The organism is Sphaerisporangium rhizosphaerae (assembly GCF_042665155.1).
Classification (GTDB): Bacteria; Actinomycetota; Actinomycetes; order Streptosporangiales; family Streptosporangiaceae; genus Sphaerisporangium; species Sphaerisporangium rhizosphaerae.
Map to the genome: position 1 here is coordinate 64884 of NZ_JBHTCG010000020.1, position 15381 is coordinate 80264.

Here is a 15381-nt window from a genome sequence, read left to right on the forward strand (position 1 = left end):
CGCGGGGTCACCGGTCAGGGACGTCCGCTGAACGCGAGCCTGCCGCCGAGGACGAGCAGGACGGCGCCGACGATGCCGTCCAGCACCGGCTCGAAGAGACGGCGCCCGAACAGCCGGGCCGCCCGGTGCGCGGTGAAGGCGAACACGAAGGTGCCGGTCAGGTTGCCCATGGCCGCGATGAGCGTCAGGCCGATGATGAGCGGGGTGGCCGCCGTTCCGCCGGTCGTGACGAACTGGGGGAGCAGCGCCGTGAAGAAGGCGGCGGCCTTGGGATTGAGCAGGTTGGTGGTCAGCCCCTGCTTGAAGAGCGCCCCGGAGCTCGCCGGAGCCTGGACGGGCACGGGAACGGTCGCCGCGGGACGCGCCGCCCGCCGCCATGCCTGCCAGAGCATGCGAGCTCCGAGGTAGCCGAGGTAGATGCCGCCGGCGAGCTTGAGCACGGTGAAGGCGAGCGCGGACGCCGCCAGCACCGCGGCGATGCCCGCGCACGCGGCCAGTCCCCACAGCAGCAGGCCCGTCGCGCTGCCGAGGCCGGTGCGCACGCCGGCGGCCCAGCCGTGGCGCATCGCGTTGCGCACGACCATGGCCGTGTCGGGGCCGGGCGTGATGGTGATCAGCGCGACGATGCCGAGATAAGCCACAAGAGCCTCATGCGTCATATCCCGACCCTATGGGCCTGCGCGGGCTTCGGATCGTGAGATGAGTCGAAGGCTGCGGACCCACCCGATCGCTCCGCGTAGGAGGGTCCACTTCGCTGATCGTCGGCTGTGGGTGATCGCTCGATCGACCACGGGTGCGATCACGGAGCCGACGTGCTCAGGACGTACGTGAGTCGCCGATCACCCTCGTCGGTGCGCTCGTCCTGGTCGTGGCACGCGTCGCGGCGGTGTCGTGCCGGTGCTGCGGGCCGAGCACGCGAAGCATGTCCAGCGCCTCGGTGCCGCCGGGCGGCGGGGTGAAGACCCGCAGTCGCTGGTCGGTCGCGGGCGTCGCCAGCACTTCGCAGTCGAAGTCGATCCTGCCGAGCTCGGGATGCGTGAGCCGGTACGGGTGTGACACGCGCACCGCGACCTCGTGCCGGTCCCACAGCGCCGCGAACTCGGCGCTGGCCGCGCGGAGCCGCGTGACGAGTGTGCGGGATGCCGCGTCGTTGCCGCGGCGGGCCGCCGCGGCGCGCAGGTCGGCGACCAGCTGCCGGGCGTGCTCCTCGTGCTCTTCGGCTGCGAAGTGGCTTCGCACGTCCGGTTCGGTGAACCAGCGCAGCACGATGTTGCGGTCCTCCTGGGCCACGGTGCACACGCACCCGAACAACGCCGCCGCCATGTCGTTCTGCGCCAGCAGGTCGCCCAGATCGCTCAGGACCTGGACCGGAACGCTGTCCAGCCGGTCGAGCAGGTACAGCATGCTCGGCCGCAGGTACTCCCCGGCCCGCGCCCCCTCCGGCGGGCGGTGTCCGGCGAGCAGGTACAGGTGGTCCCGCTCGTCGGTGGTGAGCCGCAGCGCGCGCGTCAGCGCGGCCAGCATCTGAACCGAGGGCTGCGGGCCTCTGGCCTGCTCGAGCCGCATGTAATAGTCGGACGACATCCCGGCGAGCACCGCGACCTCCTCGCGGCGCAGTCCTGGCGTACGCCGCCTCGGGCCCTCGACCAGCCCGACGTCCCGTGGAGTCAGCCGTTCCCGGGACCGGCGCAGGAAATCGGCAAGCTCGTCGCGGTTCATCCCCATATCGGTAGTGATATCACCATTCGTGGAACGCATCCTCGGACCGCCGATCCTAGGCGGACCGCTCCGGTTCTCAGCCGTCGAAGGCGGAGGCATAGTTCTGGTGTGGCCGTCCAAGGCCCAACCGGACGAGGCGGAGCGGTGATCACGTCATGAAGGCAGTGCGGTTCCACGAGTACGGCGGGATCGATGTCCTGCGGGTGGAGGAGGTGGAACGTCCGGCGCCGGGCCCCGGGCAGGTGCTGGTCGAGGTCCGCGCGGCCGGGATCCAGCCCGGCGAGGTGATGATCCGGGAGGGGGCGCGGCACGACCGCTGGCCGGCGAGGTTCCCCTCCGGGCAGGGCAGCGATCTGTCCGGCGTCGTGGTGGAGGCCGGTCCGCAGGTGCGCGGCTTCTCGGTGGGCGACGAGGTCCTCGGCTTCACCCACAACAGAGCGAGCCACGCGGAGTTCGTCGTGGTCGACGACGTGAATCTGGTCTCGCGCCCGGAGGGGCTGCCCTGGGAGGTGGCCGGGTCGTTGTACGTGGCCGGCACGACCGCGTACGCCACCGTGTTCGCGGTCGACCCCGGACCGGCGGACACGGTCGTCGTCTCCGGTGCGGCGGGCGGCGTCGGGTCGCTCGCCGTGCAACTCGCCCGGCGGCGCGGCGCCACGGTGATCGGGCTGGCGAGCGAGCCGAACCACGCCTGGTTGAAGGACCGCGGTGTCGTCCCGGTCAGGTACGGGGAGGGTGTGGCCGAACGGATCCGGCAGGCCTGCGGCGGGAACGTCGACGCGTTCATCGACACCTTCGGCGACGGCTACGTGGCCCTGGCGGTGGAACTGGGCGTACGGCCCGAGCGGATCGACACGATCCGCGACTGGCGGGCCGCGGCCAAGGTCGGTGCGCGGACCTACGGAGAAGGCGCGGCGGCGTGCGCGGTCGTGCTCGGCGAACTGGCCCGGCTCGCCGCGCGCGGGGAGCTCGAGGTGCCGATCGCCCGCGTTTACCCGCTGGAGGGAGTGCGGGACGCCTTCCGCGAGCTGGAGCGGGGGCACACCCACGGCAAGATCGTGCTCCGGCCCTAGAGCATGTACGGCATGGGAGATCAGAGGGACTCGCCGGAAGGCGACTCGCCCGCCGAGCAGTATGGGCGCCATTGCGCCCCTGTCATAAGGGATTAACACCGGCGAAATTCGCCGCCGGGCGCCAAGTAATAGGTTGACGGTGTCGGTCGAGGGTTTCTCTCGACCGTACGCGTGCGCGCACTGCACTGCCGGTCCCTGATCAGGACATGTCCGTCCACCGCACCTTTCGCCCAGGGATGCGAAATGACCGAATCCAGTGTGTCACCCCCACCCAGCCACGCACCCGACATGGTCACCACTACCGCCACCACCGCCACCACGACGACCGTCCCGGCGGCCTCCGGCGAGGACGCCCCGGCCGGCGGCCTGGTCAAGCCCGGCTACGATCCCCGGCTGGCCAACGAGGACCTGGCTCCGCTGCGCCACCAGAACTGGTCCTCCTACAACATCTTCGCCTTCTGGATGTCGGACGTGCACAGCGTTGGCGGCTACGTCACCGCGGGCAGCCTGTTCGCCCTGGGCCTGGCGAGCTGGCAGGTGCTGTTCGCGCTCGTGGCGGGCATCGTCATCGTCAACGTCTTCTGCAACCTGGTGGCCAAGCCCAGCCAGATGACCGGCGTGCCGTACCCGGTCATCAACCGGGCGATCTTCGGCGTGCTGGGCGCGAACATCCCGGCCGTCGTCCGGGGACTCATCGCCATCGCCTGGTACGGCGTGCAGACCTACCTGGCTTCACAGGCGCTCATCATCATCTTCCTGAAGTTCTGGCCCGCCACGGCGGCGCTGAACGACGTGCGCGAGTACGGGTTCCTGGGGCTGCCCGCCCTCGGGTACATCTGCTACGCCATCCTCTGGGTGGCGCAGGCGGCGGTCTTCTGGAAGGGCATGGAGGCCATCCGCCGGTTCATCGACTGGGCCGGGCCCGCCGTGTACGTGGTCATGCTGGTCCTGGCCGTCTACCTGGTGAGCCGGGCCGGATGGCGCAACATCAGCCTCGACCTCTCCCAGGGTGAGGTGCTCGGCTTCGGCGAGTCCATCCCGGTCATGCTGGGCGCCATCGCCCTGGTCGTCTCCTACTTCTCCGGGCCGATGCTCAACTTCGGGGACTTCTCCCGGTACGGGCGCTCGTTCGCCGCGGTGAAGCGGGGGAACCTGCTGGGGCTCCCGGTCAACTTCCTCTTCTTCTCCATCCTGACGGTGATCACCGCCTCGGCCACGGTGCCGGTGTTCGGCGAGCTCATCACCGACCCCATCCACACCGTCCAGCGCATCGACACGCCGTTCGCCATCCTGCTCGGCGGGCTGACCTTCGTCATCGCGACGGTCGGCATCAACATCGTCGCCAACTTCATCTCCCCGGCGTTCGACTTCTCCAACGTCAACCCCAGGCGGATCAGCTGGCGTACCGGCGGCATGATCGCGGCGGTCGGGTCGGTGCTGCTCACGCCCTGGAACTGGTACGGCAACCCCGACGCCATCCACTACACGCTCGGCCTGCTCGGAGCCCTCATCGGGCCGCTGTTCGGCATCCTCATCGCCGGCTACTACGTGTGCTCGCGGCAGCGGGTGTGGGTGGACGAGCTGTTCACCCTCGACCGGGCCGGCCGCTACTGGTTCCGCGGGGGGTACAACCCCAACGCGGTCTGGGCGACCGTGGCCGCGGGCGTGCCGGCCATCGCCTCGGTGCTGGCCCCCAAGCTGCTGCTCGACCTCGGTCTGACCACGATCGACCTGACCTGGATCGCCGACTACAGCTGGTTCATCGGCTGCGGGCTGGGCTTCGTGGCGCTGGTCGCGTTCGAGCGGGTCTCGCCCCGCATCACCGGCCTGGACCGCGACCTGGCCGCCGCCTCCGACGGGGCCGCCGCGCGAGCGGCCGTCCCGGAGGGCGCGACTCCGGCCGGCCCGTGACCCGCATCCGGGTGATCAACCCCAACACCGCCCAGGCCATGACCGAGTCGATCGGCCGTTGCGCCCGGGCGGTGGCGGGGCCGGGCACGACGATCGTGGCCGTGAGCCCGGCCATGGGCCCCGAGTCGATCGAGAGCCACTACGACGAGGCGCTCGCCGTTCCCGGGCTGCTCACCGAGGTCGCGGCCGGTGAGCGGGACGGGACCGACGGGTACGTCATCGCCTGTTTCGGCGACCCCGGCCTGGACGCGGCGCGCGAGCTGGCGGCCGGTCCCGTCGTGGGGATCGCCGAGGCCGCCATGCACGTCGCGACCCTCGTCGGACGCGGCTTCAGCGTGGTGACCACCCTGTCCAGGACGGCGGGCCGCGCCTGGGACCTCGCCCACAGGTACGGCTTCGCCGCCGCCTGCCGCGGCGTGCACGCCTGCGACATCCCCGTGCTCGATCTGGATCGCCCTGACGGCGACGCCCGCGAGGTGGTGACCAGGCTGTGCGCCGCTGCCCTCGAAGCGGACGGCAGTGACGCGGTGGTGCTCGGCTGCGCCGGGATGGCGGCGTTCTGCGCTGAGATCTCCGGCCGCCTCGGCGTCCCGGTCATCGACGGCGTGACCGCCGCCACCACCCTCGTCGAGTCCCTGGTCCGCCTTGGGCTGCGCACGAGCGCCCGCGGCGAGTACGCGCCGCCCCCGCCCAAGCGCTACTCGGGACCTCTCGGCGGCTTCACCATCCCGGCCCGGGGATGACCTCCGCCGCGCCGCCGGAAACGCCCCATCGTCGCATGTGGTCGGTCGGCTACGCCGGCACGCGGTGTGGTCGTGCCGGCCGGATCAGAGGCTCGCGGTGGCGATGTCGAACGCCTCGATCAGGCGTGCCGCGCCGGCCCGGCCGGTGTCCGGGGTGAGCAGGGCGCGCTGGCGTTCGGCGCCCGTGCCGGTGCGGGCCAGTGCGGTCAGAAGCCGGTCGACCTCCTCCTCGTCGCCGGTCTCCCGCAGCGCGGGACGGATGCGGTCGAGCATCTCGTCCACGAGCGCGGTGGCGGGCACCCCGCCGCCCGTCCTCGGATGCACGCCGTCGCCGTTCAGCCCGAAGCGGGCGGCGGCCCACAGGGCGGCCCGCAGGATCTCGGTGTCGCCGGGGTCGGCGGTGTCCTCGCCCGCCGCCAGTTCGGCGCAGGCGGTGCGCACCAGCGCGCGCGACAGAGCGGCCTGGAGCACCGCCTCGTCCACGGTGGCGGCGACGTCCGCGGCCCTGAGCTCGACGGTCGGGAACCGCGCCGACGGCCTGGCCAGCCAGTACGGGTGCGCTGAGGGGACCAGCGCGCCGCTGCGATGCAGCATGGCCGTCACCTGGTCGTAGTGCGCGGCACTGGAGAAGTGCGGGGGGATGTCGGTGGCGGGCCAGCGGGACAGCGCGACGGTGCGCCAACTCGCGTAGCCGGTGTCGGCGCCGTCGCAGAAGGGGGAGTTCGCGGAGATCGCGAGCAGGGTCGGCAGCCAGGGCCTGAGCCGGTTGACCACCGCCACCGCCATCTCACGGTCGGCCACGCCCACATGGACGTGCAACCCGCACGTCTCCTGCTGGGTGACGATCAGTCCGTACAGGTCGCGCAGCTCGCCGTACCGCGCCTTCGCCGACACGGTGCGGGGGACGGCCGGAGGGGTGACCGGAGAACCGATGGCCAGGACGCGCAGGCCCGCCTCGGCCGCGGCGCGTCCCAGCCGGGCCCGGCCCCCGGCCAGCACCTCGCGAAGCCCGCCCAGGTCCGTCCGCACGGGGGACACCGTCTCGATCATGGACGCCAGCAACTCGGCCTCGAACCCGGTCGCCGACCCCGCCGACCCCGCCGGCCCGGCGCCCGTACCCGCCGTCGCGGGGGCGCCTGAGCCGGTCGCCGCGGCCTGCTCGGCGTGCCGGTCGGCCACGTGCGAGGGCTCGCCGGCCCGCGGTCTGTCGAGTACGTCCAGCAGTCGTGCGTTGCCGGGGACGGGGCGGCCGTCCAGGGCGTCGACGACCAGGAACTCCTCCTCGACGCCGAGGGTGACCGCGTCGCCCTCGGCCGGCCGATAGGACCGCGCGAAGCTCACCTACACCGTCCCAAGCCATGAGGGGGACACCACGAGCAGCTCACGACGGCCAGGGCGCCTGCGCGACACGGGCGGCTTGCGGCGCTTCGGCTCGTTCATCGACGCCATTCTAAAACCGCCACCCCTCACCCACGAGCCCCGCAGGGCGATGATCGATGCGCCCCGACATTCCCCGGGCGAGGGGGAACATGCTCGCCCCGCACCGGTTCATGAGTGATCGACGTTCGGGGTGCCGCACGGCGAACGCGCACCACGCGTCTGGACGGGACCACGACGGCCGAGTCGGCATGCCCGGCGGAGGGCACGGATGGGCGGCACCTCACATTCCGCCGGACCGGAGAGGTGATTCCTCCGCGCTGCGGGGGAGGTGACGACGATGGCGACGATTGAGATACAGAACCGGATCCAGCGTCATATCGACACGCTGATCGATACCGGCGCGGAGACCGGTGTGCAGGTCGCCGTCTATCATCATGGCACGCTGATCGTTGACGCGGTGGCCGGTACGGCCGACCCGGCCACCGGGAGGCCGCTCACCTCCGGAACGCCGATCTTCAGTTTCTCCACCGGCAAGAACGTGGCGGCCGTGCTGGCACATCTGCTCGTACAGGGGGGTCTCATCGATTACGACACCCCGGTCACGGACCTGTGGCCCGAGTTCGGCGTGCACGGCAAGGCCACGGCGACACTGCGGCACGTGCTGACCCACACCGTCGGCCTTCCGGCCATGCCGCGACAGATCACCCCGCGCGAGCTTCCCGACTGGGCAAGGGTGTGTGAGGCGCTGGCCGCCGCCGAGCCGCGCTGGCCGCCGGGCACCGCCGTCGGCTATCACTCGTACACCTTCGGCCATCTCGTCGGCGAACTGGCCCGCCGCGCGACCGGGCGGCCCATGCGCGCGCTGCTCCGTGAGTGGATCACCGCGCCGCTCGATATCGAGGGGCGGCTCTACTTCGCCGCTCCCAAGGAGTCGCTCGCGGGGCTGGCACGCCTGGAGCAGCAGACGCGGCAATGGCCTGTCGGCCCGGACGACGGTGCTGCGATCCTCGCACCCTGGGAAAGCCGGCCCAGTGCCGACTTCGGCAACGACGACGAGATCCTGCGCGCCGACATTCCATCGGTGGCCAGCGCCACCGCTCACGGCCTCGCCGCGATGTTCGACGCCGTGCTGCGGGGCGAACTCCTGGACTCCGCGCGGTCGGCGCACCTGTCCGCGCTCGCGTTCGAGGGGACGGACCAGGTTTTCGGCAATCCCTCGCGGATGGCGCTGGGCTTCCCGGTCGGCAGGATCGGCGCCCCCGCCGAGGAGAACTCCGTGGCATTCGGATGGCCGGGCGGAGGCGGAAGCTACGCCTACGCCGACCCCGTGCGGGGGGTCGCCTTCGCGCTGACGAAAACCCGGCTCGTCCCGAACTTCGACACCGCCCTTTCGGTCACCGCCATTCTGGCCGACCATCTCGCCGGGACCAGCTGAGCATTTCGTGCGGCTGTGCCGGGATGGGATTCGCGACGATCAGAAGGAGAGAATCATGTCCGATCACACAGCCGGCGACTCGACCGCGCCGCAGACCGGCCTCGGTCCGTTCTCGTCGCCCGGCGCCTGCCCGACGCCGTGGGAGGAGACGGAGTGGGCATTGCGCCGGATCCAGAAGTTCCAGCTGTGCACCGTGCGCCGGGATGGCCGCCCGCACGTGACACCGTTGCTGGCGGTGTGGACGCTGGGCGCGATGTGGTTCACCACCGGCGAGAACGAGCAGAAGGCCAAAAATCTCAGCGCCAACCGGCACTGCGCGGTGACCGCCGGAACCGGCACCCTGACCGGCGTGGACCACGTCATCGAAGGCACCGCGAGCCTGGTCACCGACCAGGCCACCAGGGACGCCGTGGCGACCGCCTTCGAACAGGCCTACGGCTGGCAGCTCACCCGCGAGGACGGAACCTGGTACCACCTGGGCGACGCCGTCCGGACCGGCGATGTCCGCCTCTACCGGCTCCAGCCGGACAAGGGCTTCGCCTTCGCCACCGGTAGCGAGTCGTCCGAGACCCGCTACCGGTGGAGCTGAGGGCACAATGCCCGGCCGCCCACGCCGCCCTGCCTCGCGATCGCGCAGCGGCGATCAGGTGTGACAGCGGTCGCCCTCCGGGCGCCCCGCGCCGGGCGGAGGCACCCGGACGCCGACACGTCAGCTCATGGGGGCGCGTAGATCTACAACGTAAAGGCGACGGCTTCGGTCAGCGGTGGGCGGGCTGGAGGTCGGCGACGTGGCGGATCAGGTCGCCGACGTGGACGACGCCCATGCAGCGGCCCACCTCGTCCACCACCACCAGGTCGTCGTACACCCGCGCGGAGTCCTTGCCCGCCACCTGCATGGCGGCGATGACCGGGGTGGTCTTGGGCACGACGCGGGGCGGGTCGGCCAGGCGGTGCGCCGGCTTCTTGGCGTGCAGCGCGTGCCCGTAGGGGCCGGCGATCGACAGCAGGAAGCGGCTGCGCTCCACGCTTCCCCGTGGACGCTGATACTCGTCGACCAGGATGACGCTGGTGATCGACGGTTCGGTGCCGAGGGCCTCCACCACCTCCTCCGCCGTGGCGTGCATGCCCAGCGTCACCGCAGGCATGAGGAACTCCTGGACCCGGGGCCCGAGGTCGATCATCGACGGCTGCGGCTCGGCCGGCACCGGCAGCGGCACGTGCACCCTGCCGTGCGAGGGCCGCCAGTCGAGCGGGGCCAGCAGCGGCCCCTGGGCGAGACGCACCCCCCAGCCGCGCAGCGTCGTGAGCTGCGCCTCGTCGCGCACCTGGGGAGCCAGGACGTGGACGCCCAGGCTCTTGGCCATGTGCGCCACCGCCTCGCCGACGGCGTTGCGCCGCGCGTCGCGGGGCACCCGTTCCATCAGTTCGGGCGAGAGCACCAGCGCGTACGGCGCGGCGTCGGCGATCAGGTCGAGCGGGACGTGCGAGGTGCCGAGGCCGCCGACGGCGACCAGGTAGCCGATGGTCCGCAGGCCGTCGATGCCGGTCAGCAGGGCCCGCCGGTCGCGCGCCGCGACGTCGCCGGTGATCACCAGGATCACCTCGCGGGGGCGGCGGCTGGTGGCGCGCATGGCCTCGTGCAAGGGGGCGAGGGCTCCGGAGCCCTGGACCACCGCGTCCGAGGGCACGGTGAGCAGCAGCGGCAGCAGCGCCTCCTCGCGGGCGGCGGCATAGGCGGCGGCGACCGTCCCCGAGACGTCCCCCGTGATCCCGATGGAGGCCGCCTCGGCTGCCGCCTCGACGGCGATCACCCCTCCGGTGTCCAGATCGACGATCGGGAAGAAGATCGCGGTGGCCCGCGGGGCTCCCGGCGTCCCCGGCGGGAACGACCCGAACGACCCGGAAGGTCCGGCTGGTCCGGACGGTCCGGAGTAGAAGCCCGGATGGCCCCCGGAGCCCGTGGGGCTGGAGGTGGGGGAGCCCGGGTGACCCCCGGTACCGGAAGTGACGAAGTCCGAATGCCCCGGGGTGTTGGAGGTGGGGAAGTCCCGGTGACCCGTGGAACTGGAGGTGACGAAGTCCCGATGACCTGGGGTGCCGGACGCCGGGAAGTCCGGATGACCTGTGCCGGACCCGGGGTGGGACGAATGTCCTGTGGGGCCGGAGGCCGGAAAGCCTGGGTACGTCGCCGTCGGCGTCGCGCCGGGGTGTGGGGACGCGGGCGCTACTGGGTATCCCGGGGGGACCGCCTCCGGGCCGCCGGGGGCGGCTCCGTGGCGGCCGGGGGAGGGGGCGCCGGGAGATCCCGGTGAAGCCGGAGGGGCCATCGAGGCTCCCGGGGATGCGTCGGTATGGGTGGCGGTCGCCAGGATCGAGGCGGCCGGGGAAGAGGTTCTGAGGACCGTCACCCATGGATTGTGCTGCGGTTTCATCACCTCAAGGCACGCTGGAAGGCGGAATTCACGGATATTTCCCCCACTGTTGGAGGGAAGGATTTCTTTACCGACAGTCGGAAGCGCTGTCACACCCCGTAGCCAAGATCCCGTTCTGGGTGCCTCCATCTCCGCCGGTTCCCGGCTGTCCACGTGCGTGGTCCTTCGTCCTGTACTGTCGCTGGTCATGGCGGGACGACCGGCGGCGGGCGGGGGGCGATGGGTGTCGGTCGCGCCCGAGCGCCTGGAGGGATGGCTGCGCGGGTTCGCCGAGCGGCACGGCGCGAGCGAAGCGGCCCTGCGGGACGAGGCCACGGCGGTCCCGCGCGGCGAGGTGGTGTGCCTGCGGGCCTCTGACGGCGCCGTCGCCGAAGTCCACGTCCCCTTTCCCCCGTTCACCGCGCCACCCTCCGCGGGTGTGCCGCTCGAGACGTCCACCGCCGAGGCGGAGGACGTTCGCGGTGAGGGCCTCCTCGCGGCCCTGGTCGCGCACGCGACGGCCGAGCGGGTGATCGGTGTCCTGCTCGTGCGGCTCGGCGGGCACGCGGCGGGCGTGTTCGAGGGACGGCGGCTGGTGGCCTCCAAAGTGGGCTCGCGCCTGGTGCACGGGCGCAGTGCGGCCGGAGGCTGGTCGCAGCAGCGCTTCGCCCGCCGCAGGGAGAAGCAGGCCGGCGAGGCGTCGCAGGCGGCGGCCGACGTGGCCGCGCGGGTGCTGGTGCCGCGGGTGGCGGCGCTGGACGCGGTCGTCCTTGGGGGAGATCGGCGCGCCGTGGACGCCCTGCGCGCGGACCGGCGGCTCGCGCCGCTTTTCGTCCTGGAGGCCGGGCCCTTCCTGGACGTGCCCGACCCGCGGCTCGCCGTGCTCCAGGACACCCCCAAGAACTTCCGCGCCGTCCGCGTCCGCCTGCTGGACCCCGCGGGCTGAGCCCAGGCCTCCGCCGTCCGCGTCGGCAGAACGGCGGGCCGGGACCTCGGTCCCGGCCCGCCGCTGCGACGCGCCCTGCCCAGGGTGGGCCGGGATCAGGTGGCGGTGCAGGTGACGGTGGCCCCGGCGCCGGTTCCCGTGCCCTGGAACCCGAAGTTGGTGCTCTGCCCGGCCGACAGCCGCCCGTTATAGCTCGCGTTGGTGACGGTCACGGTGCCGCTGGTGCCGGAGTTGACGCCGCTCCATATGGACGTGATCGTGGCTCCGGAGGGCAGGGTGAGGGCGACCCTCCAGCCGTTGATCGCGGCGCCGCCCGCGGTGACGTTGACGGAGGCGACGAACCCCCCGGCCCACTGGTTCGACACCGAGTAGGCCGCCGAGCATCCTCCGGTCCCGCCGCTGGGCGACGGGGAGGGCGAAGGTGACGGGGAAGGTGACGGGGAAGGTGACGGGGAAGGTGACGGCGAGGGAGAAGGTGACGGGGAGGGAGAGGGGGTGCCGCCGTCGAGCGTGAGGTTCTTCTGCTGGACCTGCCACTGGGTGTTGCACAGGCCGCAGTTGGGGCCGACGAAGTTGGCCCCGGCCGTCGTGTCGCCCTTCAGCCGCCACTTGAGGTACAGCACCGCCACGCGGCCGAACTCGCCGCCGTTGGTCTGGCCGTAGGTGCCGCCGTGGCCGACGTTCAGATTGCCCATGAAGGCGGGCAGCCCCGACGGCAGTTTGCCCCAGTCGTCGATGGCGTTGGGGTAGGCGATGTCACTGGTGCCGCCGATGAAGTAGGCGATCGGCTTGGTCAGCCGGCGGAGCTGGTAGTCGTCGGAGTCGTTCAGCAACCCGCTGCTGAAGATGGTGGTCGTGGTGACACGCGAGTCGTTGGAGACGGCGTAGGCCTCCAGGCCGCCGCAGGAGTAGCCCCCTACGGCGATCTTGGTGGTGTCGAGTTTGCCGTAGTACTTGCTGCCCTGGCGGCCGTTCTCCGCGACCGCCCAGTCGATGGACTGGGTGAGCATCTGGGACGTCGTCGAACCCGAGGCGTTCGGGCCGCCGCTGGCGATGGCCAGGAACCCGTACGAGGCGATCTCGCGGAGGAAGTTCTGCTGCGAGAGCCCGTTGGCGGAGCAGCCTCCGTTGCCCCAGACGAAAATGGGGAGTTTCTCGGACGGGAGGGTTCCGGGCCGGTAAATGGTGTGATTGGACAGGCCGGTGGAGGTCTCGTAATCGGCCGGATAGGGGCCTGAACCGCCGACCGCCGCGACGGCGGTCGGCGTCATGGTGAGCGCCACCATTCCGGCGCATATCGGGGCGACCGCGGCCGCCAGTACCGCGCTGATGATCGAGCGTTTTCTCATTTCGCCCTCCGAAGGCGTGACAACGGCGCTCTGTGTCGGATGTGGCATACGCGGCGGACGCCGGCGGGAGCCCGGCAACGGCACGGCCGACTCCCGCCGCGCCGGGCCGGCCGGCGCGGGATCGAGTCCGCGGATCGATACGGCGAACCATCGGCTGCCGGTCGCGCTCGTGTCAGCCGCGATGAGCCGATGGGCAATGCGCAGTTACTATCACTGCGGCGAATAAAAGTGTCAAGCGACCGGGTTCAGCCGGTCGAGCGGAGTGCGCGCGGGCCGGAAACGCCCCTGGCGCGATCGGCATCCGGGCGGCCGCCGGTCGTCCGAGTGAGTGAAAGTTTCCTTTAACCGTCCCTGCGGGCCGGGGCGGAAACAAAGGTTTCCGACGCCCGGAAGTGGGTGATCCACGACGCGGCGTCCGGCCAGTACGGCGTCGTGACCTGGACCAGCCGCGCCTCGGCGAGCGTGCCGAGAGCGGAGTGGATCTCCAGCATGAGCTCCCTGGCGGCCTGGCGGGGCCACGGTGCCGGCAGGAGGTGCTCGGGGAGGTTCGGGTCGATGTCGGGGAACCTCCGCCAGGAATCCATGACGGAGGTGCGGGCCACCAGCGCCCGGGTCGCGTCGACCTGTCCGTCGCGGACGGCCGCCCGCAGATCCGCGTACCGCGCGATGAAACCGTCGTAGGCCGAGGCGAGGCCGGCCAGGTCGTAGGCGGCGGCAGGGCCGTGCGGGCCGGCCTCCGCGTCGAAGCGGGTGTGCATCACCGACCAGCGGCCACCGTCGACCCCGTCCATGATCTCGTGCAGCGCCTTGGTCGCCGGACCCGCGTCGGATCCGGGCCGGATCCACACGCTGTCGTACAGCCGGGCGAAACCCAGCGCCCCCAGAGCCTTGCGGACCGCGTGCCGCGGGGCCTGGCCGGACTGGGGGATCGAGAAGGAGACGGTCACCCAGTCGCCGGTCCACCGCGGCGGGCGGGCGCCGAAGCCGAGGAAATGATCCATCCGGGCGCGATGCCTGGCGATCGCCTGAGAGGTGAGGTGGTACACGGGCGGCCGTCCGGATCCCCGCACGGCGATCAGGCCACGCCTGGTCAGCCGGGACAACGCGGCCCGCGCGCTGGACTCGCTGATGCCGAACTCCCTGAGCATCGCGACCACCGCCGCCGACGGCAGGTTCGCCTCCGAGGAGTCGAGGTACTCGCCGAGCAGGGTCGCCAGAAGGTGCTGTGGGTTGGGGCCGGCCTGCGCCCGCGGGGCTCCGACATCCTCCGAAGGCACGTGGGCGCTCACGTCATCAGCTTGCCGCACGGCGACGTCCCTGCCGAACGACTCCGCCCTCGCGCCGTCAACCTCGCGTTCTCCCGGCGAGCTCAGGACCCCTTGCATATACGGGTTTCCCGCGGCGGTCGCACGTCGGGAACCGTCACAGGCTTGTGCTGATCGCGCCGGCGACGCGGGCGGTGGTGTCGGCGAGCCGCGGCAGCGGATGCGACGCTCCGACCAGCGCGTAGAGGGCGGCCACCGTCTCACCCGCCGCGTCGTGGAGGGGGGCCGCCACGCAGCGCACGAGCGGCATGAGCTCTCCGCGGTCGTAGGCCACGCCCGTGTCGCGGATGTCCGCGAGCTCCCGGCGCCCGCTCCCCGGCGGCAGGGCCAGCGATCTGCCCGCCGGAGTGCAGGCCAGCAGGACCCTGCCGGCCGCGGTCGTCCAGCACGGCGACGAGGTGCCAGGCACGATCGGCGCCAGATGCCGCATCTCGCCGGCCACCGCGTCGATCACCATGGTGTGCCCGTGCGACAGGACGCAGACCCCCACCGTCGCTCCGGTCATCCGGGCGAACCGCCGTAGGGGGCGCTGCACGGCCTGGCGCAGCGCCGGACTCGCGCGCCAGGCTCCGGCCAGCCGGTGCACGCGCTCGCCGACGCGGTACCTGCCGCCGGACTTCTCCACCGCGCCCAGATCGGTCAGCTGTTCCAGCAGGCGGTAGGCCGTCGCCTTGGGCAGGCCACTCTCGGCGGCGACCCGCGTCAGACCGGCCTCGCCGGTGCGTTCGAGGACGTCCAGGAGGGTGAAGGCGCCTTCCAGCACGCCACGCCCGGCCGTCACCGGCCCGTTCGCGGAGTCCGCGCCGACTGAACCCGTCATGGGCGAACAGTACGGCGCGTGACCGCCATGTACCAGTCTTGTCACCGAAACCATCTCAGAAGGAGGCGGCGGGCCGGTGACCCGGTGGGCGGACCGCTGGGCGGACCGGGGAATCGGCGGGCGCGCGGACCATCAACCCCGCCGCAGGCAGCCCGTACACTAGGCCTATGCGCACTCCCGATTGATCGGCGCACTCACGAAGCGGGCCGAGCCGCGTGGCGGCCCCGCCGCGTTCCCGGTATCCACCGTCAGCACGTCCTTCGACCTTG

Annotated in this window: 13 protein-coding genes; 6 read left to right on the plus strand and 7 right to left on the minus strand. The window is 71.9% G+C overall.

Translation table 11 applies throughout. The annotated features are described in order from the left end of the window. Nucleotides 1–14 precede the first annotated feature (14 nt). Both ACFQSB_RS25850 and ACFQSB_RS25855 read right to left on the minus strand, forming a co-directional pair. Nucleotides 15–659, minus strand: a complete 645-nt coding sequence (locus tag ACFQSB_RS25850; protein WP_380829550.1) for a LysE family translocator — start codon at nt 657–659, stop codon at nt 15–17. A 157-nt stretch (nt 660–816) separates the two neighbouring features. Then, a complete protein-coding gene (locus ACFQSB_RS25855; RefSeq protein WP_380829551.1) occupies nt 817–1719 on the minus strand; it encodes a helix-turn-helix transcriptional regulator in 903 nt (300 codons plus the stop codon). A gap of 155 nt (nt 1720–1874) precedes the next feature. Here ACFQSB_RS25855 and ACFQSB_RS25860 point away from each other — a divergent pair, with 155 nt between their 5' ends. The 3 genes from ACFQSB_RS25860 (at nt 1875) to ACFQSB_RS25870 (ending at nt 5446) form a co-directional block, all read left to right on the plus strand. Further along, nucleotides 1875–2792 carry an NADP-dependent oxidoreductase gene (locus tag ACFQSB_RS25860; protein WP_380829552.1) on the plus strand — a complete coding sequence of 306 codons (918 nt, stop codon included), beginning with the start codon at nt 1875–1877 and terminating at the stop codon, nt 2790–2792. Nucleotides 2793–3035: 243 nt separating this feature from the next. Continuing rightward, nucleotides 3036–4703 (plus strand): NCS1 family nucleobase:cation symporter-1, encoded by a 1668-nt coding sequence (locus tag ACFQSB_RS25865; protein ID WP_380829553.1) that lies wholly within the window; start codon nt 3036–3038, stop codon nt 4701–4703. Further along, a complete protein-coding gene (locus ACFQSB_RS25870; RefSeq protein ID WP_354845003.1) occupies nt 4700–5446 on the plus strand; it encodes an aspartate/glutamate racemase family protein in 747 nt (248 codons plus the stop codon). The genes ACFQSB_RS25865 and ACFQSB_RS25870 overlap by 4 nt, the downstream gene beginning before the upstream one ends. Before the next feature lie 84 nt (nt 5447–5530). On the opposite strand, the gene ACFQSB_RS25875 is transcribed toward ACFQSB_RS25870, so the two are convergent. Beyond that, complete coding sequence (locus ACFQSB_RS25875) at nt 5531–6787, minus strand: carboxylate-amine ligase (RefSeq protein ID WP_380829554.1); 1257 nt, start codon at nt 6785–6787, stop codon at nt 5531–5533. A gap of 376 nt (nt 6788–7163) precedes the next feature. On the opposite strand from ACFQSB_RS25875, the gene ACFQSB_RS25880 reads away from it, so the two are divergent. Both ACFQSB_RS25880 and ACFQSB_RS25885 read left to right on the plus strand, forming a co-directional pair. Next, a complete protein-coding gene (locus ACFQSB_RS25880) occupies nt 7164–8261 on the plus strand; it encodes a serine hydrolase domain-containing protein (protein WP_380829555.1) in 1098 nt (365 codons plus the stop codon). A 55-nt stretch (nt 8262–8316) separates the two neighbouring features. Beyond that, complete coding sequence (locus tag ACFQSB_RS25885) at nt 8317–8850, plus strand: pyridoxamine 5'-phosphate oxidase family protein (RefSeq protein ID WP_380829556.1); 534 nt, start codon at nt 8317–8319, stop codon at nt 8848–8850. Nucleotides 8851–9019: 169 nt separating this feature from the next. Here ACFQSB_RS25885 and ACFQSB_RS25890 read toward each other — a convergent pair whose 3' ends face one another. Beyond that, the gene (locus tag ACFQSB_RS25890; protein WP_380829557.1) at nt 9020–10072 is read right to left on the minus strand and encodes an EAL domain-containing protein; all 1053 of its coding nucleotides are present in this window, start codon (nt 10070–10072) and stop codon (nt 9020–9022) included. A gap of 808 nt (nt 10073–10880) precedes the next feature. Between ACFQSB_RS25890 and ACFQSB_RS25895 the strand changes: the two genes are divergently transcribed. Beyond that, a complete protein-coding gene (locus ACFQSB_RS25895) occupies nt 10881–11618 on the plus strand; it encodes an acVLRF1 family peptidyl-tRNA hydrolase (RefSeq protein WP_380829558.1) in 738 nt (245 codons plus the stop codon). Between the two features lie 95 nt (nt 11619–11713). Here ACFQSB_RS25895 and ACFQSB_RS25900 read toward each other — a convergent pair whose 3' ends face one another. From ACFQSB_RS25900 to ACFQSB_RS25910, 3 genes are all read right to left on the minus strand, one after another. Beyond that, entirely contained in the window at nt 11714–12967 is a 1254-nt protein-coding gene (locus tag ACFQSB_RS25900) for a cellulose binding domain-containing protein (RefSeq protein ID WP_380829559.1), read from the minus strand. A gap of 341 nt (nt 12968–13308) precedes the next feature. Next, nucleotides 13309–14256, minus strand: coding sequence for a PaaX family transcriptional regulator (locus ACFQSB_RS25905; protein ID WP_380829560.1), 948 nt, complete (start codon nt 14254–14256; stop codon nt 13309–13311). A gap of 133 nt (nt 14257–14389) precedes the next feature. Further along, entirely contained in the window at nt 14390–15112 is a 723-nt protein-coding gene (locus tag ACFQSB_RS25910) for an IclR family transcriptional regulator (protein ID WP_380829561.1), read from the minus strand. Nucleotides 15113–15381: the final 269 nt, after the last annotated feature.